Annotated in this window: 26 protein-coding genes; 4 read left to right on the forward strand and 22 right to left on the reverse strand. The window is 43.4% G+C overall.

Annotated elements, in window-relative coordinates; genetic code table 11:
- Position 1 precedes the first annotated feature (1 nt).
- Positions 2-1,186, forward strand: a complete 1,185-nt coding sequence (locus tag ACLD71_RS01350; protein WP_411992556.1) for an aromatic amino acid transaminase — start codon at positions 2-4, stop codon at positions 1,184-1,186.
- Positions 1,187-1,306: 120 nt separating this feature from the next.
- Positions 1,307-2,182 carry an alpha/beta hydrolase gene (locus tag ACLD71_RS01355; protein ID WP_411992558.1) on the forward strand — a complete coding sequence of 292 codons (876 nt, stop codon included), beginning with the start codon at positions 1,307-1,309 and terminating at the stop codon, positions 2,180-2,182.
- Here the strand turns inward: ACLD71_RS01355 and ACLD71_RS01360 are convergent.
- From ACLD71_RS01360 to ACLD71_RS01465, 22 genes are all read right to left on the reverse strand, one after another.
- The gene (locus tag ACLD71_RS01360; RefSeq protein WP_411992560.1) at positions 2,153-2,707 is read right to left on the reverse strand and encodes an acyloxyacyl hydrolase; all 555 of its coding nucleotides are present in this window, start codon (positions 2,705-2,707) and stop codon (positions 2,153-2,155) included. The two genes, ACLD71_RS01355 and ACLD71_RS01360, sit on opposite strands and share 30 nt — an antisense overlap.
- Positions 2,708-2,767: 60 nt before the next feature.
- Positions 2,768-3,202 (reverse strand): hypothetical protein, encoded by a 435-nt coding sequence (locus ACLD71_RS01365; RefSeq protein WP_303551763.1) that lies wholly within the window; start codon positions 3,200-3,202, stop codon positions 2,768-2,770.
- A gap of 30 nt (positions 3,203-3,232) precedes the next feature.
- Positions 3,233-4,312: a methyltransferase gene (locus ACLD71_RS01370; RefSeq protein WP_411992562.1), complete on the reverse strand. Its 1,080-nt coding sequence runs from the start codon at positions 4,310-4,312 to the stop codon at positions 3,233-3,235.
- Positions 4,313-4,334: 22 nt separating this feature from the next.
- On the reverse strand, positions 4,335-5,564 hold the full coding sequence (locus tag ACLD71_RS01375) for a beta-ketoacyl-ACP synthase (RefSeq protein WP_411992564.1): 1,230 nt from the start codon (positions 5,562-5,564) through the stop codon (positions 4,335-4,337).
- Positions 5,561-6,292, reverse strand: a complete 732-nt coding sequence (fabG, locus tag ACLD71_RS01380) for a 3-oxoacyl-ACP reductase FabG (protein ID WP_303551769.1) — start codon at positions 6,290-6,292, stop codon at positions 5,561-5,563. Before fabG ends, ACLD71_RS01375 begins: the two co-directional genes overlap by 4 nt.
- 1 nt (position 6,293) lies before the next feature.
- Positions 6,294-6,755 carry a 3-hydroxylacyl-ACP dehydratase gene (locus ACLD71_RS01385; RefSeq protein WP_411992566.1) on the reverse strand — a complete coding sequence of 154 codons (462 nt, stop codon included), beginning with the start codon at positions 6,753-6,755 and terminating at the stop codon, positions 6,294-6,296.
- Positions 6,748-7,956, reverse strand: a complete 1,209-nt coding sequence (locus ACLD71_RS01390) for a beta-ketoacyl-ACP synthase (RefSeq protein WP_411992567.1) — start codon at positions 7,954-7,956, stop codon at positions 6,748-6,750. Before ACLD71_RS01390 ends, ACLD71_RS01385 begins: the two co-directional genes overlap by 8 nt.
- Entirely contained in the window at positions 7,953-8,522 is a 570-nt protein-coding gene (locus tag ACLD71_RS01395) for a DUF3261 domain-containing protein (protein WP_411992569.1), read from the reverse strand. Before ACLD71_RS01395 ends, ACLD71_RS01390 begins: the two co-directional genes overlap by 4 nt.
- On the reverse strand, positions 8,519-10,801 hold the full coding sequence (locus tag ACLD71_RS01400) for an MMPL family transporter (protein ID WP_411992571.1): 2,283 nt from the start codon (positions 10,799-10,801) through the stop codon (positions 8,519-8,521). The genes ACLD71_RS01395 and ACLD71_RS01400 overlap by 4 nt, the downstream gene beginning before the upstream one ends.
- Positions 10,794-11,450, reverse strand: coding sequence for a LolA family protein (locus tag ACLD71_RS01405; protein ID WP_411992572.1), 657 nt, complete (start codon positions 11,448-11,450; stop codon positions 10,794-10,796). Before ACLD71_RS01405 ends, ACLD71_RS01400 begins: the two co-directional genes overlap by 8 nt.
- Positions 11,435-11,866 (reverse strand): acyl-CoA thioesterase, encoded by a 432-nt coding sequence (locus ACLD71_RS01410; RefSeq protein ID WP_411992574.1) that lies wholly within the window; start codon positions 11,864-11,866, stop codon positions 11,435-11,437. The genes ACLD71_RS01405 and ACLD71_RS01410 overlap by 16 nt, the downstream gene beginning before the upstream one ends.
- Positions 11,863-13,458, reverse strand: a complete 1,596-nt coding sequence (locus tag ACLD71_RS01415) for an HAL/PAL/TAL family ammonia-lyase (RefSeq protein ID WP_411992576.1) — start codon at positions 13,456-13,458, stop codon at positions 11,863-11,865. Before ACLD71_RS01415 ends, ACLD71_RS01410 begins: the two co-directional genes overlap by 4 nt.
- Entirely contained in the window at positions 13,455-15,137 is a 1,683-nt protein-coding gene (locus ACLD71_RS01420) for a glycosyltransferase family 2 protein (RefSeq protein WP_411992578.1), read from the reverse strand. Before ACLD71_RS01420 ends, ACLD71_RS01415 begins: the two co-directional genes overlap by 4 nt.
- Positions 15,127-15,486, reverse strand: coding sequence for a thioester dehydrase (locus ACLD71_RS01425; protein WP_411992580.1), 360 nt, complete (start codon positions 15,484-15,486; stop codon positions 15,127-15,129). The genes ACLD71_RS01420 and ACLD71_RS01425 overlap by 11 nt, the downstream gene beginning before the upstream one ends.
- Positions 15,483-16,823, reverse strand: coding sequence for an AMP-binding protein (locus ACLD71_RS01430; protein ID WP_411992581.1), 1,341 nt, complete (start codon positions 16,821-16,823; stop codon positions 15,483-15,485). The genes ACLD71_RS01425 and ACLD71_RS01430 overlap by 4 nt, the downstream gene beginning before the upstream one ends.
- Positions 16,816-17,385 carry a septation protein IspZ gene (locus ACLD71_RS01435; protein ID WP_411992583.1) on the reverse strand — a complete coding sequence of 190 codons (570 nt, stop codon included), beginning with the start codon at positions 17,383-17,385 and terminating at the stop codon, positions 16,816-16,818. Before ACLD71_RS01435 ends, ACLD71_RS01430 begins: the two co-directional genes overlap by 8 nt.
- Positions 17,386-17,391: 6 nt before the next feature.
- Positions 17,392-17,646 carry an acyl carrier protein gene (locus ACLD71_RS01440; protein WP_303551974.1) on the reverse strand — a complete coding sequence of 85 codons (255 nt, stop codon included), beginning with the start codon at positions 17,644-17,646 and terminating at the stop codon, positions 17,392-17,394.
- 3 nt (positions 17,647-17,649) lie between these two features.
- Complete coding sequence (locus ACLD71_RS01445) at positions 17,650-17,913, reverse strand: phosphopantetheine-binding protein (RefSeq protein ID WP_303551805.1); 264 nt, start codon at positions 17,911-17,913, stop codon at positions 17,650-17,652.
- A complete protein-coding gene (locus ACLD71_RS01450) occupies positions 17,910-18,680 on the reverse strand; it encodes a lysophospholipid acyltransferase family protein (protein ID WP_411992585.1) in 771 nt (256 codons plus the stop codon). Before ACLD71_RS01450 ends, ACLD71_RS01445 begins: the two co-directional genes overlap by 4 nt.
- Positions 18,664-19,356 carry a beta-ketoacyl synthase chain length factor gene (locus tag ACLD71_RS01455; RefSeq protein ID WP_411992587.1) on the reverse strand — a complete coding sequence of 231 codons (693 nt, stop codon included), beginning with the start codon at positions 19,354-19,356 and terminating at the stop codon, positions 18,664-18,666. The genes ACLD71_RS01450 and ACLD71_RS01455 overlap by 17 nt, the downstream gene beginning before the upstream one ends.
- Before the next feature lie 151 nt (positions 19,357-19,507).
- Positions 19,508-20,029, reverse strand: coding sequence for a 4'-phosphopantetheinyl transferase family protein (locus ACLD71_RS01460; protein WP_411992589.1), 522 nt, complete (start codon positions 20,027-20,029; stop codon positions 19,508-19,510).
- Positions 20,030-20,118: 89 nt separating this feature from the next.
- On the reverse strand, positions 20,119-21,843 hold the full coding sequence (locus tag ACLD71_RS01465; protein WP_411992590.1) for a hypothetical protein: 1,725 nt from the start codon (positions 21,841-21,843) through the stop codon (positions 20,119-20,121).
- 342 nt (positions 21,844-22,185) lie between these two features.
- Between ACLD71_RS01465 and ACLD71_RS01470 the strand changes: the two genes are divergently transcribed.
- Together ACLD71_RS01470 and ACLD71_RS01475 are read left to right on the forward strand one after the other, a co-directional pair.
- A complete protein-coding gene (locus ACLD71_RS01470; protein ID WP_411992592.1) occupies positions 22,186-23,439 on the forward strand; it encodes a hypothetical protein in 1,254 nt (417 codons plus the stop codon).
- A gap of 161 nt (positions 23,440-23,600) precedes the next feature.
- Positions 23,601-25,493: a RimK/LysX family protein gene (locus ACLD71_RS01475; RefSeq protein ID WP_411992594.1), complete on the forward strand. Its 1,893-nt coding sequence runs from the start codon at positions 23,601-23,603 to the stop codon at positions 25,491-25,493.
- The last annotated feature ends 6 nt before the right edge of the window (positions 25,494-25,499 follow it).

Raw genomic sequence — 25,499 nt, forward strand, 5'->3', positions numbered from 1 at the left:
TATGTTTGAAGACCTCCCGATTGCTAAAGATGATCCTATTTTATCCTTAGGCATTGCCTATAAAGCCGATCCTCGTGATAACAAAATTGACCTAGGGATAGGTGTGTATCGCAACGAGCAAGGTCAAACACCAGTGATGCAGGCGGTAACCGCAGCACAAAACCGTTTGCTTGCACAGCAAACCACTCAAGCCTACATAGGGTTAGCTGGTAATGCTGAATACAACCAAGCCATGTTAGATTTACTACTTACAGGCAATGCCGCTTATTCGCGATCAATCGCTATGCAAACCCCTGGCGCCAGCGGAGCACTGCGCTTGTTAGCCGATTTAATCGCCAGTGCCAAACCTAACGCTACGGTGTGGTTGTCTAACCCTAGTTACGTAAATCATCAACCGATTATGCAAGCGGCAGGCTTAAAGGTGGCGTTTTACCCGTATTTTAATCCCGCAAGTAAACAGGTTGATGAAGAAGCGATGCTGGAACAGATTGCCAAGCTTGAGCCGAATGATGTGTTGCTGCTGCATGGCTGTTGCCACAATCCCACAGGGGCCGAGCTTTCGTTTGCAGCGTGGCAAAGTATTACCGAACTGGCGCTTAAAAATGGTTTTTTACCCTTTGTAGACTTAGCTTATCAAGGCTTTGGACAAGGCTTGGAAGAAGACATTAGAGGCTTAAGCTATTTAGCTAACCGTGTGCCAGAGCTGCTACTTGCTAGCTCAAATTCTAAAAGCTTTGGTTTATATCGTGAACGCAGTGGTGTGGCGATAGTCCTGGGAGAAACCTTACAACAAGCCACAAATGCCAGAGGCAAGCTGTTTGAATTAGCACGCAGAAGTTACACCATGCCGCCCAACTGGGGCGCATCTATAGTGGCTGAGATTTTAAATAACAGCGATCTAAAAGCTCAATGGGAAAGCGAGTTAAATCAAATGAGCCTACGTATGCGTAGTTTGCGACAAAACCTGGCTGATGAGTTTAATCTGCAATCTAACAGTGAGCGTTTTAGTTACTTTACCCAGCACCAAGGCATGTTCTCACTTACGGGGTTTAGCCACCAGCACACCGAGCAGCTGCGTGAGCAACATGCAATTTACATTGTGGGTGGCGGGCGCATTAACATTGCAGGTTTAGCGCAGCAACAGATCCCCCGTTTAGTGGAAGCTTGCCTTGCTGTGGGCGTATAGCGATAGCGATATTAGAATAACTAGCACGAACTAGCTAAAAATTTAAAACGCACCTTACTGATCTATTTACAAATATCTCGAGTTATTAAAGCAAGATGTTTGTTTATGGAGATGTAGGGTATGAAAAAATTAAGCATACTTTTTTTATTCTTTTTTAGCTTAGTAGGCTGTAGCCATTCTCCTTATTACAATCCGAAACTTGGTGGTGAAATGTCATTACCAGGCAAAACCTATGACAGTTTCTTCATCGAATCTGACTCTGGAAACCAACTACACACTGTTTTCATCTCGTCTGAAAGTGCAAAAAGCAAAGGTTTAGTGGTTCATTTTCACGGCAATGCCGGCAACATCAGCGAAACGGTAGAAAAATACCTTTGGGTAACAGACCAACAATACGATTTACTACTATTTGACTATTCTGGGTACGGCAACTCAAGTGGCGAACCTAATTTTGACAATCTGCAAGCTGATGCAAAAACGGTATTTCGCTTCGTAGAGCAGCAGTTTTCATCTTTAGAAAACTACGCATTAATCTCTATCGGTACTTCTCTGGGCGGGGCGGTAATGTTAGATGGCCTACTCGATTCGAAACAGCGAGATATGTTTCAGCTAGTGGTTGTTGATTCGTCTTTCCACAGCTTTCCCGCTGTCGCTCAGCACGTAGTGGACCAAAGTAGTTTGGGCTTTCTCGGTTCTTGGTTAATCCCAATAGTGATAGATACTAGTCACGACCCACTGCCTAGACTGCACCAGCTAAATGACACCCAAATATTATTTGTGCATTGCGAAAGTGACGCCTTAATCCCTTGGCAGTTTAGTGAAAAGATGTACCAAAACAGTGATGTTGAAAAATCATTAGAGTTACTTCAAGGCTGTGATCACGCTAGAACATTTACCCCGGAATCAGCCTCAAATAGACCGCTGTTATTGAGTTACTTTGAAGACATATCCACCCCAAATAATGCTTTAGAATCGCTTTCCAAGATTGATAACTAAAGGAATATCAATCCCGTCATTCGGTTGATACAGGTTAGCATTTGAAAAGTGTTTATAAGATAAAGCAAACATCCAATTAGTGGGTAGGTGGTTTACCCCTGCCCCAACTTGCGCTTGAAATGCAAAGTGCTTGGCTTGATTTCGCGTCCCCAAGCTTTTCTCACTAAGGTAAGTCGGCGCTAGCGCCCTAACAAAAAACCAAGGCTGAAATTCACCATATGGTTCAGCCAGCAAGGTTAATTGAGGGTATACAGAAACCGCATGCAAAGACCGATTGTGCTCGTAATCCGTCCCCACATAGCTGTATCCGACACCTAAGCTTAACCACTGCTTTGCGCTACGTTTATAGCGATAAAACTCATAGTCTAGCCCTACAGTGTAATTGCGCTGATTTACATCTGCACTTGGCTGTGGCCCATAGCCTACATTAACGCTAAGCAGGTTAGTTTGGTTAGCTGCCGTTACGCTAAAGCTTAAAAGTAGTAACACTGCGTGAAGAAGATCGCGAAGAAAGTGTAGAGTCATCCTTGTCACTCTTATAGGAAGAATCAATAGAGCCGAATAAAGCTTCGGCCCCACCAAATACTATTTTTGTATCGCGGCCTTACCTAATTCACTTTGAATATCACCACTAAGGTTCTTTACCCACCCCTTGTATTTGCGATGAATATAGCCAGAGTCAGGGTTGTATTTCATGTTGTCGCTATCACGATACAAAATATCATATTGTCCATCGTGCAACTTAATATCTACCGCAACGTAATGTGAGCGCACATAGATTTCTGCAAACATTAGATCTGTTTGCTCTTCTTTAATGATCCAGTTGCGTTTTAGCCCAGCCTTTACCATAAGTGACTTTACTTCTTCTTGTGTCAGTTTTTCAGGTATTGACTGATTCAATAAAGGCTTAGGCGCTACAACCTTAGCCTTATTGCTAGCATCGCTAGATTCTGCCATTGCAGCTTGAGGGGCTAATAATAGTGTTGCCACTATAGATAACATACCAATTACGCGTATCATTTTTCGTCCTTTGAAATAGTAGTATTAAGGTTATTCTGCTGGTAGTTGACACTTAATTAAGCTGTGTCCCCAGCCAATATTGTCGATCTGCTCTTTAATTTCTAAACCAGATTCGCCAATAAATTCTTTAAAATCTTGCGATCTATAAAAGCGGCTGTTGCCATTGGCTAAACACGTGAAGTATAAAGACGTTGCATTTAAGCTATGCGCCCCTGCTTCGTGAGTTTGCCGGTCAGGAAATAGCTCCAATATGTACACACTACTTCCAGGGCCCATTGCTGACTTAACCCGACTTAATATCGACACTATTTCTTTCGGTGAGAAGCAATCCAAAAACTGACTCATCCAATAAATGTCAGCACCTTTTGGCAGCTCGCCGCTTGGATCGAGCATATTACAGGCTACACCATCAATTCGATCGGCAAAGCCATGCTGTTCTGCATTTATTTTTGCCATAGCAAGCTGCTGCGGTAAATCGACAATTTTCATTGCAACGTCAGGGTTGTGCTCACAACACTTAATTGCCCATTTCCCGGTGTTTCCGCCGATATCGACAATGTCTGATGGTTTATTTGCAAATACAAGTTCAAGCAACTTAGGAAAAGCTTTGTCTGAGTAAAAGTGGTCGAAGTTAAACCAACTTTGTTTTGCGGGTTCAGGTAAGGTTGAGAGCCCTTCGTAAATGGTATCCCAGTTCCCTAGCTCTTTAAGCCCTGCAGGTGTGCCTTTTTGAATCGCTTCGGTTAAATGCTGTAAGCCGGTATAACAAACGTCGGCAGTAAAATCCATGTTGGCTCGGGTCATACCGTCGTGCAACACAAAGTAACCTAAGCGTGTTAACTCATAGCTACGTTCAGCGTCATGCCAAATTACCAGTCCCGCGCTAAGTCCCATATCGAGCAGTACTTTAACGCCATAAGTGCTAACGCCTGAAAGTGCCGTTATTTTTTCAGCACTTAGGCCGTTATCACCAGCCTCATCAAGTGCCTCAAGTATCCCTAAATCACGTAAACTACGGGCAGTATGAAATGCCACAGGAGCAAAGGCCAAACGCTGCGCCTGTTCAATCGCATCAACAGCTTTTAGCTTATCTTTTGTATAAAATTCCACGTACAACTTCCTAATGTTTTACTTAACGTGTCCAACGCTTGAATATAAGAGAGGTATTAATTCCACCAAATGCGAAATTATTACTCATCACCAAATCTGTCTTTATGTCGCGGCCAGAACCAACAATGTAATCGAGTGCCGCGCACTCAGGGTCCACATCATCTAAATTAAGCGTGGGAGCAAACCAACCACTGTTCATCATCTCAATGGAGAACCATGCTTCTAGAGCCCCACAAGCGCCCAATGTATGTCCCAAATAGCTTTTGATTGAGCTAATTGGTACAGCCCTTTTTAAGGCCTGGTAGGTAGCAAGACTCTCTGCTACGTCACCTTTGTCAGTAGCTGTGCCATGAGCACTTACGTATCCGATCTGCTCACCAGTAACACCTGCGTCATTCAAGGCCATTTCCATAGCAACTTGCATGGTGGAACTTTGTGGTTGAGTGACATGGGTTCCGTCTGAATTTGTGCCAAAACCGACTAGCTCAGCATAAATAACTGCCCCACGCGCTTGAGCATGCTCTAAACTCTCCAAAATCAATGTTCCAGCGCCTTCTCCAATCACCAAGCCATCGCGATTTTCTTCAAACGGCCTCGGTGCTGATTTAGGGTTTTGGTTTTGGGTACTGGTAGCAAAAAGGGTATCAAATACCACTGCTTCAGAGGGGCAAAGTTCTTCTGCGCCTCCCGCAATCATCAATTGCTGAGCGCCAGACTTAATGGCTTCGTAAGCGTAACCGATACCTTGGCTACCCGATGTACAAGCGCTTGAACTAGTGATTACTCGGCCTTTTAAACCAAAAAACACTCCTAAATTAACCGGCGTGGTATGGCTCATCATTTGAATGTAGGTAGTCGAGGTTATCTTTTTGCTATTGCCATTTTTCAGCATATCGCCGAAGTGCATAATGGGTGCTGTACTGCCAATAGATGAGCCGTAAGACACGCCCATTCGGCCATCTTTAATTAGCGAGTCATCAAGCAAGCCTGCCTGTGACAAAGCAAGCTCGGTCGCTCGGGTGGCCAGCAAGGATACTCTACCCATACTACGTATTTTCTTACGTGGATAAGTCGGCAGCTCATAATCATCAATCGGTGCTGCTAACTTAGTATGCATGTCTGTAAAGCGTTCCCACTCAGGCATGTAACGGACAGCATTTTCACCTTGCTTAAGCTTACTTTGAATATCTGACCAATTGTCACCGAAGGCGGTCAAACCCGCCATTCCAGTAACCACCACACGCTGACTCATGCGATACCTCCATTTACCGAAATAACCTGACGAGTAATATAAGCGGCGTCTTTCGACATCAAAAATGCCACGGTGCCAGCGACTTCTTCCACATCACCTAAACGACGCAAGGGGATCTGCTTCTTTAACTCGTCGAGCGGTAGCTCTGCCATCATGTCGGTATCTATCAATCCGGGGGCAACACAATTTACCGTAATTTTCCGCTTTGCGACTTCCAACGCTAAAGCTTTAGTGGCACCGATAATACCCGCCTTGGCAGCACTATAATTAACTTGTCCGCGATTACCCACTTCGCCAGAAAGAGAGGAAAGAGTAATAATGCGCCCACCTTTCCGGGTTTGGATCATTGGCATAACTAAGGGATGTAAAACGTTATAAAGGCCATCTAAATTGGTATGTATAACCCCATCCCAATCTTCTTCAGTCATCGCAGGAAAAGCGTTATCTCTAGCAATTCCCGCGTTTAGAACGACCCCAAAATAGGCGCCGTTGTCAGCGATATCTTTTTCGATACATTGTTTGGATAGTTCACGCTGGCTAATATCAAAAGGCAGCAGGTAGCTATTTTCAGAATGCTCTTTAACTAAACCAAGCGCGAGCTGAGCAGCCTCATGATTACCACGATAGTTAATCACTACCTGATAACCTTCCTTCGCTAGGCGAACAGCGATCGCTCGGCCAATGCCTCTACTCGCTCCTGTAACCAAAACCCGTGGCTTATCGTTCATATTAACTTCCCTTTACAAACTCAATCGCATTTTTAGGTTGATACACATTTAAATGCGCACTAGAAACTATCGAGCCGTGCTGATGTTTTACTTCACAAGCACAAACCGCTAAGCCATCATCTTCGGCATAGATTCTTTCTGCCGAAATAAGCAGCTTACTTCCCAATCTGAATTGGCTTTCCTCAAAGTGGCACTTTCTGGTTCCAATGAGAAACCCCACTTCAACGGCTTGTTGCTGCGATTTAGCTTCCAACCCCGCTAAGGCCGCAACAGCTTGAGCCATATACTCTATTGAAATGTAAGCAGGAACAGCTTGCTCTAAATCATTGAAAAGATGACTATTTTCTTTTATCACAACTTCACAAACAATCTTGTCCGACTGCCAGTCCACTATATTATCAATCAATATCATTGGGGCTGTATGAGGTAGAACCTCAGCAATCGCAGGTAGTTTCTCAGTCATTAAAAACATCCTTATGGCCTAAGCACACAACGGCATTACTGCCACCAAAGGCAAAAGAATGACTCAGTGTAGAACCAAGCTTGTGGTGGTAGGGATAAGCCCTTGGGCCGAAAAGTAGATTGATGTTGGGTAACTCAGGATCTAATGCATAATCTGCATTCATTCCAGGAATCTCAGCGTTACAGTTAAACGCTGGATGCAATAACAACCAGCACAAGGCGTTTTCTATTGCGCCTGCAGCGCCAAGTGTATGACCCGTTTGGTGCTTTGTAGACGAACAGAGGGTGTTGTCACCAAACACCCGTTCAACTGCTAACGCTTCCATTTTGTCATTCAGCGGCGTGGCCGTTCCGTGCAAGTTTATATAAGCAACCTGAGAGGGCTCTAGACAAGCTTGCTCTAAAGCCGCGCATATTGCAGCTTCTGCTCCTAGCCCTTCTGGATGAGGCGCTGACATATGGTAAGCGTCTGAACTTTCACCAACGCCAAGTAGATTCACCTCTGCAGCTTCATTGGTCATAATAAACAATGCCGCACCCTCACCAATATTTATCCCATCACGATGCTCACCAAACGGTTGAGCTTCGTCGCTGGCCACCGACTCCAAAGCGAAGAATCCGTTTAGAGTCAGCTTACATAAGCTATCCACCCCACCAAGAATGACAGCATCAGCCATACCACTTGCCAGTAGATTTTTCGCTGAATTAAATACTTTGGCACTCGATGAACAGGCAGTAGAAATACAATAAGCGGGTCCCGTTAAACCTAATTTCTTTTTCAAATACACGGCAGGGCTACCCATTTCTTGCTGGGCATAATGAAAAGACTCTGGAAACGCACTATTTTCTTGCTCGGCGATAGCGTGTTCCCCTTCTGCCACACCAGAGGTGCTCGTTCCCAACACAATTGCCACTCTTGATGGCTGATATTGCGTTAGCAACAAACTCACATCTTGTTCAATTTGCTGGAACGCGGCTTCGAGTAACTGGATATTTCGACTCACAAGATAAGGCCAGCGCTTGTCACAACTCGGCAGCGGACCCTTAACAGCTCCCACTCTTACTGTATGGTCAGGAATGTAGGCATCACTGAGCACGCTTGTGTCTCGTTTCCCTGCCAACCAATTCGTCCATACTTCACGCTTATCTCTTCCCAAGGCACACACTACAGCCATTACCGGTAGACCATATTTCTTGCTCATCGTATTTGAGCCTCAAGCGTAGATATGTTTATTTGATAGCTTGCCTTTAGGTTTTTCAGCATCACATTGGCTTGCCATTTTGAGTCGCCTTTAAACTGCACTGAGGTCACTAGCTCATTGTGAAGGTAAAGCTTCCTGCAACGAGATGCCTGTTCGCATTCAGAATCTTGTACTCGCCACCCCATAGCGTTTAACTGCTGATTGAGCTCGGCTGTTGGCCAGTATACAAGTTGCATATCAGCTAACATAAATTGTGCCATCTGTTCATCGAATAGTGGAACATAGCTGTCTTTAACTAAGTGTTCACCGTCGTAGTCGAGTTTGAATAAGGGAGTAGAAAATCCATCTAAAGCTAATAATTCAAGTCGATCTGGTGTTACATCTAGGTAAATCAACATTTGTTGATTCTCACCGTTAATACGAAAACTAATTACTTGTTCCAAAGCAACTGACTGTTCTAGCTCACCGGGGCTAAGCAAAGGTCGCGCAGGGGGCATTTCCGGAGAAAAAGAATGCGAGCATGCACTTAGCGCCAAAATTATGCCTACCAATAAAAGACTTCTCACTCTCCCTCCTGCAATTTATTCACGACAAGCTGCGGAGCTAATAGATAACTGCATGCAATTCCGCTGAGCACTATCACACCAAACCCTGCCAATGCAGGTGTGGCGCTTAACGCTAATAAACCAAAAGCCAGTATTGTGGATGTAGCCGCCAACGTTGTAGCCATTAGCAAACGATAGGAAGGTTTCACACTCAATTGGTAAAACAGCGCATAATCTAGACCGACTCCAAACACCAATAATAGTGCTAACACGTGAAACAAACTTAAACCCTGCCCCAGCCAACCCACTACGGATAAAGCCACTAATACAGCGAGTACAGGAGTAGATAAACACCGCAGTGCCATAATGAACCCTAAACGAGCTGCTAATATAATACCGATGATCACCAACACTCCAACTAGAAGAGCGGAAGCTTGCGACCTAAGTGTGCTCAACACTGTCGAAATCTCTGCCACAGGGTCGACAAATTGAACGCCTTCAAGTTGCTGCGCTATTTGTTGCAGAGCCTCAAGATTATGAATATTTAAAAGGCTTACTACCGATGCTTGATGCTGTTGGCTTGTTACCCAAAAATCACTAAACACTTGGTTTTCTGGTGCCGCGAGAAAACTGTCAGGAGTTAATATGCGACCCTTTGAAGCCAAAAACTTGTTATATGCAGGCTCAGCAAGCTCCTGGTCAAATCCGATGTCCTCAAAAACACTTGCTAAGTTCTGATAGAGCTGACCAACCAATATATGGTTTGCCTGCTGCTGCTCTATGGTTGGAATAATATGACTTAACCCCCAAGCACTGCCTAACCAGTTTTGTTTAACCGCGTTATTTAGCTCACCGAGTAAGGCCTGCTCTCTTTTAAGGATCTGTTCGGGGCTATCTCCACGTACTAAATAAAACTGATTAGCCTGCCCATTTTGGAAAAGTTCGAGTAGTTGCTGCTGTTGGTAATCAATGGTCGGAAAGTCACCTCTTAGCTGTCGAATATCGTCTTCAGAGTTTAGCTGAACTAAACCGCCTAAAACAAACAATCCCAACAAAGCCAGCGACCACTTGTTTAAACGTAATGTCAGCCAGCGCTCTGACCAGCGTGCTTGAGGAATAGTGGCTGCCAAAATAGGGGCTAACAAGTAAAGTGACACTGCTGCGCCAAATAACCCAGAGGCACAAAATACCGCCATTTGCTTTACCCCTTGCATGGGGACAAACAACATAGACAAATACGCAACAACACTGCTTAACGCACTTAAACTAAGCGCTGGGGCAATTTTTCTTAAGGTTTCAGCTGCTGAAACACGACTTCCCGCATGTTCAGCACAAAAGTGAAATGCATAATCAATGGCAATACCAATTAGGCTAGCGCCAAACACCAAGGTAAGCAGATGCAGCTGTTCAAAAAAAACACTCACTGCAGCAAGCGCAAATAACAAGCCACCCAATAAACTAGCAATCGCCAAGACCAAGGGTTTAACCGAGCGAAAGAAGAACAAAATTAACAGGCTAATCAGCAAAATAGACGCTACACCAATGGTGCTCATCTCATGTTTAGCTTGTTTGGTTGCTGCATCAGCATGAAATAATAAACCCGCCTTCAGAAAGGCTAAGTCATCTTGCTCAGAAGCTAGAAGGTGCTGGCTGGTATTTATAGCCTGAATTAACTGCTGCTGTTGAGCAGGCGAAAATACATTGGCACTCACTCGGAGCTCTAACAACACCCAATAAGTATTATTAGAGTGAGCGCTTAAAAAACCTCTTTCATCCACTGATGATTGCGCTAAACCTGCAAAGCCATCTAATTGCTGGGTAAACAAAAACAAAGGATCTTCAATAAGGCTTGATGAGCTAACCACGCTGGCTGGCGACCAAAGCTGGCTTATTGCGGTTGCTATAATTGCCGAATAATTTGCCTTTTCTAAAGTATCTTGCTGCTGCTGACTCAATCGCACAAACCGATAAGGGAAAAGCCCTCTGGCAATATTCTGTCCTTGATCTAGCCTTTGCAGCATTACTTTGTCAAAAGCCTTGGTTTGCTCAAGATATTCAGCCAACTTAAGCGATGCTTCAATGGCTTGTGTTTTGTTCGAGTGGCCTACAGCAATAAAGTTAAGCCCCTCTAATTTGCTTGCCAATTGCTCACGTGCGGCTAAGCCCAGCGGATCCGCAAGTGAGCCAGGCAACATTGCGCGTATGTCACTATTGACCCGCATACTTTGGCTTTGGTTTAACAGCACAAACAAACTTACTATTACCAATATCAACCAGCAAGCAAAAGGCTTTTTAATCATTAAGCCAACTTAATTGTTGCTTACTTAATGTTACGGGCTCAGCCTGAAGCAATTGAATAGTAAGAATATCTTGATTAACTTGATGCATCTTTATGTTGTCTAAAGCCGTTGAGCCACTTAACTCTATGCTCAACAGGGCATTTTTCATTTGTTGGTCAATAGGCTTCAGCAAAATCTGCCACGCTTCTACACTTGAATCTTTCGCTATCAATATTTCAAATCGCTGTGAAAGTTCGCTCCATTCCCCAAGAACAACATGCTGCATCATAGGGGCCCAAGCATTAATCATTTGCTCGGCGGCATTAGGCAAGCTCATATCTGCATCATCGCTATCGAGTTGGCGCACACTCTTCGAGGTAACAATCAGCGTTTGTTTTAAGGGCTTTAACTGCTGCCAAAGCAAACCATTTTCAGCGTTAATCACTAAGTGGCCACTACTTACCAATGGCTTCTTCATTACTTTTAGTTTTCGATACTGGATGTAATTCGCCTGATAATGCTCGCCCTCAGCTAAAGATAATTGCTGTAAAAAAGTAGAACTAGCATCAATCGGCTGCCATGTTGTGGCACTTGCCCAAAAGCTAACAAAACACATCAACAAAGGACTAAATAGGAGTAGTCGACGCTTGAAAATTAGTCTGGTGAACATATACCCAACTTGGCCATTTTGTTGATTAAGGCTTGAGGGGAAGCAAAACACATCTCGCCATTGCTTTTATCTACTGCGACTTGAATGGTGTAACCTTTTGTCAGCACGGTTCTAGTACTTTTATCTACAATCAGATATTCAATTTTCAAACGGTTTTCAAACTCGATAAGCGAGGCTTGTACAACTAGTTCCTGTTCATAGGTACTGGTTTTAACATACTTAAGCCGAGTATCAACAATTGGCCAAACATATCCAGACTCATCCATTTGGCGATAGTTGTAATCCAGCTTATCTAATAACGCACAACGCGCGACTTCGAAGTACCGAAGGTAGTTTCCATGCCAAGTCACTCCCATTGGGTCTGCGTCATGGAACGGAACGGTTAGCTCTACCTCAGCACTAATTAAAGACTTCATGAGCAGTAAAGCTCCCATTTTCGTTGCTGCAGTTGCTTGACCACTTGACGTAACTCAGCTTCAAGGGGGCGATCTTCTTCAACCAGTTTAAAGTCTTCCATCACCTGCAAATAAGAGGCTCGTAACTCGCCGTTTAAGCTATCCAATTCCAGCTCACCCTGTTGCATACGCAAGGTAAGTGCTTGATGCACCGCTAGCCACGCTGCGGCAATAACTTGTTCTGTTAGCTCTAAAACTCGCAGGCAATCTCGAGCAGCAATAGTTCCCATGCTGACCTTGTCTTGGTTATGACACTCTGTAGAGCGAGAGAACACACTGGCTGGCATAGTTTGCTTTAATGCTTCTGCGGTCCATGCTGAGGCACCGATTTGTACCGCCTTAAAACCATGATTAATACACGCTCGTTCGCTTGATGCCGCACTAAGGTTACGTGGTAAACCGTTGTTAAATTTTTCATCCATAAGCAAAGCGAGTTGTCGGTCAACCAGATCAGCCAAGTTTGCCACTGCATTCTTCATACTATCCATAGCAAACGCGATATGCCCACCGTAGAAATGTCCGCCATGCAGTACATGTTCGCCATCAGCATCTATAATCGGATTATCATTGGCACTGTTTAACTCGGTTTCAATAAACTGACGCATAAATGGCAGCGCATCTCTAAGCACACCAATAATATGCGGGGCACAGCGAATAGAGTAGCGGTCTTGTAAACGCTCTGAGTTTCTAGGGTGTTGGTGGTGATTTAGGTCATTACGGATCCATTCGGCTACTTGGTTTTGCCCAGGGTGAGGTTTAACCGCAAATAACAATTCGTCGAAATGGTTAGAATTGCCCTTTAGCGATAACGATGCCAAAGCCGTGATACGACTCGTTACCTGAGTTAAGTATTCAGCACGTCGGTAAGCCAAACACGCTAAACCTGTCATAACTGCTGTGCCATTCATAATGGCCAGGCCTTCTTTGGGTCTTAAGCGAATAGCTTCAATGCCAAGCTCGGCAAACACTTCATAGCTAGGGCGACGGCGATTTTTGTAATACACCTCGCGCTCCCCCATCAACACTGCGGCAACATAGGAAAGAGGAGTTAAATCACCAGATGCCCCCACCGATCCCTCTGAGGGGATAACGGGCATAATGTCGTGCTTCATTAACAACTCAAGCTGCTGGAGTAACCGATAACTCACTCCAGATTTGGCTAATGAAAGCGAACTTAAACGACTAGCGACTACCGCTCGCGCTTCATTCGGGGCTAACTCTTTGCCCATGCCGCAACCGTGGAAACGTGTGAGGTGTAATGGTAACTCTTCCACCAACTCAAGCGGAACTACAATGGTACAGCTATCACCGTAACCCGTAGTCACTCCGTAAATAGCACCATCTTCTTCGAGTAGGCGGTCCAAAAATTCAGCGCCTCGCTCAACAGTAGCCACGTAATCAGGGCTGCTATTCAAACATGCTAACTGAGGTTGTCGGCTAAGTAACTCCACTTGCTCAATGGTTATAGCTTGTTGCCCAAATACCACTTGTAAACATGATGAGATTACCTGTTCAGCTTCTTGCTGCGACGACGCTATGTCAACTTGAGTCATCGTATTTGTCCTTTAGTCACGGTGTCTTGTGTATCTGGACACCAAAAATCAAAAAAATTAAACCACTGTAAGGGGTAGCGAATGGCGAGAGTCTCTAACCTAGAAGCGTAATCTTTACTGGCCTGTTCTATGCGTTGTTTCCGTTCGGCTCTTACTGCGCCTAAGTTATCGCTGATTTTTTCAAAATACAGACGATAACGGCCGCTGTCCTGCTGCATACAGAACAGACTGAACACCGGGCATCGTAACAAAGCTGCTATTAAAAAAGGCCCTTGAGGGAACGGAGCCAACTCACCCAAAAATGAGTGGTAATTCACCCTGCCATAACTGTCGGCAGGCGTTCGATCAGCTGCAATAGCAACTAACTCTCCATCTTCTACATATTGCGCAAGCCGTACCCCTAAATCAGGGGTAAATTCGGATATCTGGATGAGGTTAAGCTGAGAGTCTGGGTTAAGTTCAGCTAGCATTTTGTTGAATTTGTTAGCGTTCTCTGTAAGTACCACAACGTTAATTCGAGTCCGGTACTGAGTCTCGGCCAACGCTCTGCACATCTCTATATGGCCCAAATGAGAAGTAAGCAACACTGCGCCCTGTTTGCGTTGCAGAGTATCAATGAGTAAAGCCTTATTAGGGAAATCTACTTCAGCACGCGTGATTTTTTGCACCCAAGCATCTAAGCGATTGAGTGATGCACTACCAAAGCTAAGAAAGTGAGCAAAACTATGCATCCAATTTGGCTTATTGGGTATTGGGCTTTCAGCGTGCTTTGCAACCTTTTGCAGAAAGGCTTGCGACGCTCGGCGAGTAGAGCCTCCACTTAGAAAGAAATAACCAATAGCGGGATAGAGCAAAAGTTTAGCTAAGTATCGACCACCAAGGCGATAGCCCATTAGTGTTAGCTTTAGGCCCCAAAAGCTTCCTCTTTCGGCCACTGCCGACCAATGCGCTTGTTTTTGTTTTCGCCAAAAAAGTGATGGTAAACGCCACAACATGCCAAAAAACAACTTAGTGTGCATTTTACTAATTAACCAGTTATCTTCCCACGCTCTAAAATGGCTAAGGCCCTGTTCTGGATAGGTCACTTTGGTTGGGATTTGAATAATCGAAGTTTCACGCCAGTAGTGTCGAACTAAGACTTCAATATCGAAATCCATCCGCTTTCCTAAACTAGTGGAATCAAGCAATTGAATAGTTGATGTCAAAGGGTAAATCCTAAAACCACACATACTATCTTTTAGCTCAAGACTAAGTGTTTCTATCCACACCCAAACATGAGTTATATACCTTGCGTAATAGCGCGCTTTAGGAACAGACGCATCATACTCTGGAATACCTGTAATTAATGACTCTGGATTAGCCTTGGCTAATGTTAGAAAGCGATTTACATCGACGAGATTATGCTGACCATCGGCATCAACTTGTAATGCATGGCTGTATCCTGATTTTGCAGCTTCACGTAAGCCGGTCATCACAGCCCCGCCTTTACCCAAGTTGCGATCATGTCGATAAAGCTGGACGTGTTCAAATCTCATCGCGAGACGGGACAGGAAATCTGCGGTCTTGGAATTACTGCAATCATCCACCAGAATGATGGGCAGTTCTAGCTGAGAGATTGTCTCTTCAATCGCATGAGTATGGTTATAATTTGGAATAACGACGCAAGGCTTAAACATCATCAGACCCTAGTTGCACACGTCCACTGCTGTATTTGTTATTCTCGTTAAAATAAGAGAAATAGAGTTTGCTTTTTTCCTTATCAAATCGAAGAGATAGTTGAAGTCGACAATTGGGTTGCATCACATGCTGATACTTTAAAGCCTCCAACGCGACGACTTTAGATGAGACATTTAGATACTCAGTTGCAAACTCGATAGCCCAGTGAAGCTGTGCTACACCAGGAACAACCGGCAGATTTGGGAAGTGGCCTTGCAAACATGGTAAATCAGCAGCAATAAACAAACTGATGTTTACACTACCGTTTACATCTTCAACTGATTCAACTGTAGGTACCCCAAATTTTTTCATGTAAACAATAACCTCATTTTCGGTATCTGGCGCTTTCCTTGAGAATTAACAAGTAGCGCATCAACATAGCGCCATTTTCGGGGTAACGTTACTGCTTCAAATTGCTTAGATAAATAGCGTCGAAAAGTCTTATTTAAAAAGAATTTTCCATTTTCTATTTGTTGTTGGCCAAGTTCATTCAATACCACCACTGCACCAATGTAATCTCTTGACGAGGAAAGAGTCAGCAAATCACAGTGTGCAACCCAAGGATGGTCTGCTAATTCGCTGGTCATTTGGTCTAAACAAACACGTTTTTCAGCAATTTTAACAACTCTGTCTAAGCGCCCTACCAAATTAAATCCATCAGCTTCAATACTGACTGCGTCATCCATTTGGTGCCATGCCTTACTATCCTCTAAATAAGGAGAGCAAATTTGTAAGGCCTTAGAGGGTGATACCCGCCAATTAACACCATTGAAAACTTTCCAATATTGCTGCGATAGCTGATTACGATAAGCAACCCCACCTGTTTCGCTACTGCCAAAGACTTCTGTTGGTGCATAATTCCACTGTAAACTTAAGGCACTTGCGGCAGTAGGTTTAAGGGGGCCACCAGAACTCACACAAAACTGAGGTTTACGCTTCAGCAATTGAGTCTGCACGCTCAGGTGCTCTAAAAATGACGGGCTAGAAACAAAACTGATAGCTTGCTGGGCAGCACTAAAGAGGTCTTCAGGGTAGGTAACAAGCTTAACTAACCAAGGTCTTTGAGTAAGTAATGGCCAAAGAATGGTAAACAATAAGCCATATATGTGCTGATGAGAAACACTGGTACAAATAAGACTTTGTTCAACATGCGAGCCAAAATACTGCTCTAAGGTATCTACCTCTGCAAGCAGCTGCCGCCATTTTTTAATAACTTTTTTAGGCTGACCGGTACTGCCTGAAGTATAAAGGTGAAGCGCTTGCTCATCCTTAATATCAATATCTTGCAGCATACCTTTGCTTGCCGACTCATTTAAAAACTCGCGATACCCCGTAGCAACATCAGGAAGATTTTGTCCTACTCCGTGATCTGCACACACCGCATCCACTTTATCAACAAAATGCAGAAGAGTGTCTATTTGTTGATTAGGCGGTAAAACAGGGGTTCGCTTTGCTAATAACAAAGCGAATAAGCAACAAGAAAAGTCGAAACTATCCTCTGCAAACAACAACCATAGCTGATGTGGTGTAGATTCAATTTCATGATATTTTGCCTGAACTTGCTGCCACCAATCTACATTAGACAATGCTTCATCTCTAATGGCGACGGTGTAACTCGGCGATATAGAAGGAAGCTTAACCCTATTCATACTTTTCTTCTAACTTGAAACACTTTCTTAAGACCCACTCGCCGGCCAATAAACTGGCGATTAACATGTAACTAATTAGTCCGTTATACAATGTCCAAGTTTCTATATCTGCGGCAAATATAGTCCAACCGCTAACTAAGGCGTTCAAGACAAAAAACACACACCAAACTTTAGTCAACTTGATGAAATACGAACGAGCTGAAACAGGGATAGCTTTTCCACTTAAACGAGCAAACTTTTCAATGATCGGTTGCTCATCCGCAAGGCTCAACATAAACACTGCACATAGAACAATATTTACCAACAAAGGATAAAGCTGAAACCACGTTTGCTCTTGCCTAATCAACGCAAAGCCAGCCAAAGCAAGCCCTAATAAACCCAACCATTTTTGTTGCTGTAATACACCGTTGTTGTTCCATGTGAGTAGTACACGCAGTGAGAAAACAACTAACAGCGCTCCTCCAATCATATAAAAAGAAAAAGAGTTTAAGCCAAAGTAAATAATGAAGGGGTATACGGCTAGCGCTATCACCACCAATGCTCTAATCAAATTACTCGTCATTATTGCTTACGCAGCATCGCTAACCAATTGTTCTAGTGCATCAATAACGTCGGCAATAGTTCTCGCTGATTTGAAGTCGTTAGGTTGAATTTTTTTACCGGTTAATTGTTGTAGTTTAACCACCAAATCAACCGCATCAATACTATCCAAATCAAGATCTTGATATAGGTTTGAGTCTAAAGAAATATCTTCTTCAAGTACTTCAAACTCACTCACGAGAATGTCTTGTAATGCTGTGTATATTTCATCTCTATTCATAATGAATTACGCCGCTTTCTTTTCTGATTCAATAAATTCAGCCAACGCCTTTACGCTCGCAAAGTGCTTTTTAGTTTCTTCAGAGTTAGCGTCCAATTTAATTTGATATTTTTTCTTTATGGCTAAACCCAGCTCTAAAGCGTCAATCGAATCTAAGCCCAAGCCATCAACAAATAATGGTTCATCGGTTGCAATATCAGAAATTTCGATATCTTCAAGTTCTAGTGCTTCAATAATCAACTGTTTAAGTTCCTGCTCTAATGTATTCATTGGCAGTTAAGTTCCTTATAAAAATGTTGCTGTAAATATCTAGTTATCGTTCGTGCTTTTCGTGAATCACTTTCATCATTCAAACAAATATCGTGAGCACTTATGGGGTCGCTAATATCTAATGAAAAGTGAGGTTTACTGGCTGGAATTGCATACCAAGGCTCAGACTTCGTTAAGGTTGTAGGAGAAACCTTTATCGTCACAGGCAACAAGTCAGCTGAACACCTTAGGGCTATGTTTGCAGCGCCACGTTGCATTTTTAGTGCTTCACCAGGTGTTGTTCTAGTACCTTCAGGAAAAATAATGAGACTGGCACCTTTATCTAACTCTTGCTGACAAGCCTTTAAAACTTCTTCTGGCTCGGCACCGTTTTTAATATACCCAGCTGCTGAGATAATCATCGACATACAAGGGTTACGCCATAAACTTTGCTTAACGATGCAATTAGTTTCGGGTAAATGCGCAATCAACAATACTACGTCAATAAGTGAAGGGTGATTAGCAATGACTAACTTGCCTGATGATTGGCCCAGTTTATGTTCATTAGAGACAGAGACACTTAGCACACCAAGGCCACGCATCATTAATACAAAAGACTTAAATATTTTATGCACAATAAACTGGTTACGAGTCAGTTTATCTCTCGCCGGTATAAAGTTCAAAATTGGAAATAGGGTCAAAGAAAGCAGCACACCCAACATACCAAAAGTTAAAAAAGACAAGGCTGTCATGGATAATCGCCAATAGTAATTAACCCGCTTGCTCATTCTTCACCTCCCACACCCACTTCTGAGTATCGACATAACACTCAAAGCTCTTAGTTGGGGAAGATAATCCATTAATAAGCTGACTGACTAAGTTTTCTGGTGGTGTTGGTTGTTGGCATCTCTGAGACTCTAAACGAGTGGCCCAACCAAACTTTGACGCGGTGATAATGCAAGCAAAAGCAACCACATCTTCTTGCTCATCTGCGAAGCGCTGATATCGCTCTGGTAGAGGTTCATCTACATACACTAACAACACAGGCTCTTGATAACAGGCACTTTGGCTGTATGCTTCAACAAAAGCCATAGCTAATGAGTTTCGCCCACTAGTGACAACAGTTGAAGGCGCTATGTTTTTTTGACTGATCGAATACAAACCACTCGAGGTATTGTAAACTGACTGGCTAAATTTAGTTGGAGAGAGTGGAGAACGTTTACTTAATTCAACTAATAAGTCTAGGGTGCGATGTAGCTCACCATGTCGCGATGAGAACACACTACGAATATCTTTAGTTTCGGGTAATACATCGAGGATAACCCTTAAAGCCATTTTACTGAGTAAGCTAAAGCGTCGTCGTTGCATAGGGGCAATTTCGGGAAGTGTAGGCGCTTTGTAGACACCATCTACCGCGATGGAATTCCAACTAGTCCATTTTTCAATTTTAAAAACAGCGTCCATACTACAACTTAAATATCAAGCCTATCAAAACATAAAGTCACTCCATGTGACTATGTATTTATCTTTACGGCTATCTAATAACTTCACCTAGAAAATAATAAATAATTCTATCGTTTAAACCATAAAAAAGCACTAACTTTGGTTGAAAAGCTTATAAGTGTGCAATAGATAAAGCATATCCTATTGGACCTTCTAGGTTTTTTAATATAACGCCCTTATAAGCCAAACTTCTATCGCAAACCACCGGTAAATCTTTCATTGTTGCTGGCGCTTGGCACGCAAACACTTTCCAAGCGGCTTCTTTGCGCGTCCAATATTGATAAAAATCAGCGAGGTTACTTGGCTCCTTAGGTTCTATTCGGTGCCTAATTTCTTGCCACATTTCAAGGTAAGGGCGTTCTTTAACTCTCTCAATATCTACCCCGCAAGGCATGCTACAGGCCATTGCTGCTAGATACTCCCCACTATGACTCAAACTCAAATGAATCTGTTGGTGGCTTTCAACAGCGATATAAGGTTGTCCATATTTATTTCTCTGTATATCTGCTGGACAAAAAGTACCTTGAAAACACAAATTAGCACAATCAGCTAGGCAGCGATTGTAAAACACAGCTAATGCTTTTTTGTCTACCGCCTCTGGTATTTTCCTAATAAGAACTTCTTTAATAAACACCACCAACCTATAAGCAAAAATACATCATCTGCATCCCCTAACAGGCGTGAATAAAAACGCCCTAAGCTGACCAAAATATCGAAGAACTACTAAGCAGTATCTTTTCGTTTGGCTTTTACCGCTAACTCTAACTTTTCGCTTAAGCTGGAGTTGGTTTGGCTTAAATTCGTGATGTCTTGATGGGCTTCGTTAACTTCTCGCTGTAATTGTCGATTCACTAAATCACTGGCTTTTAATTTTTCGTCAAATTCCGTTATCTGGCTTTGTAATTTACCGCTATCAATTTGTGCATCGAGGATTTGCTCATCGAGGGTAGTTAACGCCTGTTTGGTCAGCCTGTGGCCTTCCTGTTCTTTTCGCAAGTTGGCTTCAAGCAATTGCAGCTTTTGCTTAACTTCTTTTATTTGATGATCTTTTTCTAATACTCGGTTATCAGTATCCGCCATGCTATTGCTAAGCTGCAATTGCGAGCTAGTATCTGCCAGTTGTTTACGGGTTTTTTCTGCATGTTGCAGAGCATTTTCCTGCTCCGCCTCAAGCTCTTCAATGCGCTGCTTAAGTGCACGTTCATTTTGCTGAGCTTGTTCTAACTCTGGTAAAACTTGCTCTAACTGTATCTCGTTACTGCGATTAACGGTATCGAGCGCTTGTTTGTCGCCGCGTACTTCATTTAATTCTTCGTTCAACTCACTAGTTTGCTGATGCATGCTCTCAATTTTTTGTGCATCCTCTAAACAACGTTGCTCCAAAGCAATCAGTTTTTGCGAGAGCTCTTCTTCGCGCTCAGCCGAGGCAGCCGAATCACTGGTATCTGATTTTTGCTCGGCTAAGGCTTGCTGAGCTTGCTCCAGTTGTTGGTTCAACTGTTCTATCTGTTCAGCTAATAACTGGTTATCGCTTACATTTTGCTGCGTTTGTTCACCTAACTGGTCGCCTTGCTCAGTTAACTCTGCAATTTTTTGTACTTGCTGCTGCTGGGTATCTTCTAGCTGTTGGTTTTTCAGCTCAATACTTTGCTTACTTTTCACTAGCTCCGTCATGCGCTCACTCACCTCACAGTGCTCTTCGGTAAGCTGCTTGGTTAGCGCTAGCTCTTTATCCAATGCTTCGCTCATTTCACCTAATTGTTTACGTAGTGCAAGCTCCATCTCACTCTGTTCTTTGGCCGCAGCTTCTCCGCTTTGCTGAAAACTCGCCAATTGGTTTTCAGCAGTTTGCAACTGCTCTTCCAGCTCCAGTTTTTCGGTATTAAGTTGCTGGTAAGCTTGTTGCTTGTTTTGCTCAGCAGTATGATGTTGCTCTGCATCCGCTTTCGCTTGCTCCAACAGCTGTTGCTGCTCTTTGGTGAGCTGCTTACTTTTATCCAATTCAGCGAACAACTCACTGGTTTTTGCCGCTGCCTGCTCTAGCTTTTCGCGCAGTTCAATAAGTTCCGATTCAGCCACTTCAGTTGCACTATTGGCGGCAGACAACTGTTGATTATGTTGGCTAATTAACGCTAAGCGCCCTTCTTCCCAAGTTTGCTGTTTCTCATGGGTAATACGTTCAACTTTGGCTTCAGTTGACTGTTCCAGCTGCATAAACCAATCGTTTAAGGATTCGGCAAAGCCATTAGGTAAGCTAGCAATGGCATGCTGCTGACTATAGGTTCTGAGAAGATGCTTTTGCCCGCAAGCGGCAACCTCTGCAATTAGCTCATCACTGGGTGACTCACCATTTTGTTGTTTGAGGTATTCTGTTATCGACGATTCGTTGAGCGAACCTTCACTCTTAAGCATTTGACGTACAAGTAAATCTAACTGTTCAGCATCCATGACTTTTCCCTATCAGGTTCAATACCATTGAACCTAATACTGCAATTGGTTTGGCGGCAATCAAAACCACCCGAAGCTATTGATTAGGCGCACTATACCAACCCCGCAATCAAGGGATCAATCAGCAGCAGCTAAAACAGTTAAGGCAATCATATAATTATTGTTATGCGCTGTTATTGACCGCTAGATAAAGCCAACAACCTCACCTAAACAATAAACGCACCTTCTCAAAGTTGTATTTACAATTCTATCATCTAATATTTAAGCAATAATTCATAATGAGTTAATTAACTAAAGATAAAACAAGCAGTAGCGTAGGTTTTTAGTTATTAGAGGTGTTTTATGGGGTCAAAAGACTTTATTAAACAATTACAGGGCTTTCCCTTGGCGTGGCAGTGGCAACGCAAAAACAATGTCTTCAGCTGTGACCAAGCCTTAATAGATGCGCTAGGCTTTTCTGGGAAAAAACTGATCAGCCTTAAGCAGTTTGCTGCGCGCTTAGATTCAGGCCAAGTGCAGTATCTTCAAAAAGCGATTCTCGATTCTCAGAAACAACAAGATCCAGAAAGTGAACATACCTTAGAGTTAAATCTAATTTTTAACATCGACCAAGCCCGTTATGCTGGCCAGGTATTACTCTGGAAAGAGCGCATCAACCAAGTGAATGGTTCCTTAGAATTTCTTTTACCACTATTAAACAAACACTCTGAAACGCAATTAATAGGCGAGCACCTTACCAACCCCTACTCCCCAGCATTAATATGCAACAACCATCATCAAATTATTTGGCTTAATCAATCCGCTTGCGAGGAGTTAAGCCAACCTAGCTACCAACTACTCGCCTGCAAACTAAACAATCAAAATGGAACACCGCCAGAACAAGACTCAGCAACTAACAGCCTGCAATGCAAAAGCTTAAATGGCCTGTCTATTAATTTTGACGCTCAAGCTAAAGACATCCATACCAATGCGCCTAAACAGCGTTTCTTTTTGTACCAACTCGAAGTAAAACACGATAGCGCCACTCAACACACCGCTAACCTGCGCTGGGATAACGAGCAAAAATTTGCTCAGCAATTAGCTGAAGCCCAACAGTTTCTAGAGAAGCAAGAAACCCTCGTTGTGTTTGCCTTAAAATTAAGAGCAGAAGGTGATAACTCTTCTGAAAAGATGAAACGAATGATTCTGGATAACTTAAGACGCTTAAACCAAAAAATAAGTGTTGGCTTTATAAATGCTCATACCTTATCTGGCTTTTTAGCAACACCTAAAAAACTGGCCCATATCCAACACCGTTTAAGCTCTGCAGTCACCCAGCTTTTAAAGCCCAGTTCTCCAGCGGAGTCCATTCAAAGCCAAATGGGTGTCTCGGTATTAGGTGTTGATGCTAGCAATAGCAAGCAGTTAATAAACCACGCTAAACATGCAATGGCTAACAGCCCATTTTGTGAGGCTAGTGAATTAGCGACCGAGTCTCGCTTTTTCGACACTCGCTTAGAGAAAGCCAAACAACAAGGCTCTCCCAAGAAAGCCAGCGAAACACAAGCCCCTCAGTCTAAGCAGCATGATGATATGTACATTGACCTAGATAGCTAGGAAAAAGACATGGCACGATGATAAAGCCCCTTGAACTTAATCTGTTTAAGCCACTCTATATAGCCGAATTCCAAAATAAGTTAAATTTATTAACAAGTTGGCTCGATGCGCTTAGCCATTTAGTGCTATAACAAAGGGTAGCTTGATTGAATTAAAGGTTAATGATGAATTTTATTTTTCGCGCAATAGTAACGCTACTGTCAGTCGCGCTTACGCAAGCGCCCGCTTATGCTACTCCCCTAGAGCAAAGCCCCTTTTACCCTAACGGCGCTTATTACCATTTAGATGGCAAACTGGTGATGGGCCGTATCGAAAATATCTATTATTCAGACGTAGAACAACTCAAGGGAATCGGTGTTCCCGCAAAGATAGATACGGGAGCAGATACCACTTCAATTCATGCTATTAACATCAGTATTCATAGCCAGCACCCAGCACTAGCTGAACTAGAAGGTGAAGCGCTGTTAAAAGCGATTGCCGAGCGTTTTGGCGACCCCGATACAGAATGGTGGCTGGAGAGCTTTGACACACCAGAGCGCAACATAAACGCCACTGTAAAATTTGATTTAGTTCATCCGCAAACTGGCGAACTATTGAGTTTAGAACGGCCATTGGCTCGCCTAAGCGGCATACAAGGGCGTGGAGACCACGGTATTCTTTACCGCCCAGTAGTAGATCTAGCGCTATCTTCTGGCGACATCACGGTAAACACCGCGGTAAACCTAACTGACCGCAGTGCGTTTTCTTACTCCATTTTAATTGGCAAAACCTTCTTACGGGAGCAAGCCTGGGTAGATTCAAGTTACGATTACTTACAACAAGAGCCGTTAGCCAAAATACTCGGCACTAAAGAAACCGCCTATTTAGATACGCGACCACTTGCAGTAAGTATGTCTTTAAGTAATCGTCGCAGCAGCTTAAATGCTACTAATATCGAGATAGACGCGAAGAAAAAGCAAGTAAGTTTTGAGGTGGTAGCAAGCAATAAAAAAACCAAGGTTTACACCCTCCCTCTATTAAAAATACTCAAAATTGGTGACAAGTATCACCCCATGGTCAATATGCCGATAAGTTTTGGCGAAGAAGCTAAACACATTGAGTTAGTGTTGCGCGACCGCTCTATGCGAAGCACCCAGCTGCGCTTGGGCAAAGAAGCGCTCAATCAGTATTTTCTTATCGACTTAAGTGCCGAACATTTAGCAGATAAACCGTTGAAGTCTGCCATAGAACTGGCAAAGCAAGCCCCACTTATGATTACTCCCGAAGAGCAATTAAACATAGATGGCGTGTGGTTTAGGGCTGAGCCTTCTTTTGCGGTAAGCACTTCGCTACTGCGCGTGAAAAGTTTAAAAACCTTGGAACGCAGTGACCAGAAACGCTCCATCGCAGCATTTTCGGCTACCGATGTTCAAGGCAAAGTATATGTATTTGAGCAAGCCATTGACCGTAACATAAGCGTGGGAGAAGTAACGCGCCCGGTTATTAAACCTACCTTAAGTTTTGCCAATTCTCGCCGCCAGACAGACATAGCGCTAGAGCTTGCATCTGCAGACGACCCAGAAATGCTATCCATTGGTGAGAAGTTTGTCGAAGGGCCATTGTTGGTAAATACCCGCACCACTAATATTTTGGATAAGCGTAGCGCCATTCGTGCGGGATATGTAGAGCAAGCAACAGTAGAAGGTTTTAGCATTCCGGTAAAACTAGATACCGGTGCCGATGTAAGCTCTATGCACGCAGAAAACATTAAGCGCTTTGAACAAGACGGCAAAGCCATGGTCACCTTTACCTATAAAAATTCCGATGGATTACGTCAAGAGTTCACCCGCGAAGTAGTGGACAAAATGGTGATTAAGGCGCGCGTGGGCGAGCAAGCTAACTCTCGTCCAGTAGTCTTAATGAATGTGCAATTGGGTGAAGTGAATGAAACCGTTCGCGTTAACTTACAAAACCGCGAGAACTTCAGTTACAGCATGATTTTAGGCAAGAACTTTTTACGCCATGGTTTTGTTGTAAGCAGTGATGGTGGCTTCATTCTCACCAAGCAGCCTTAACAGCAA

It is taken from the genome of Agarivorans sp. DSG3-1, from assembly GCF_046774965.1.
Lineage (GTDB): Bacteria > Pseudomonadota > Gammaproteobacteria > Enterobacterales > Celerinatantimonadaceae > Agarivorans.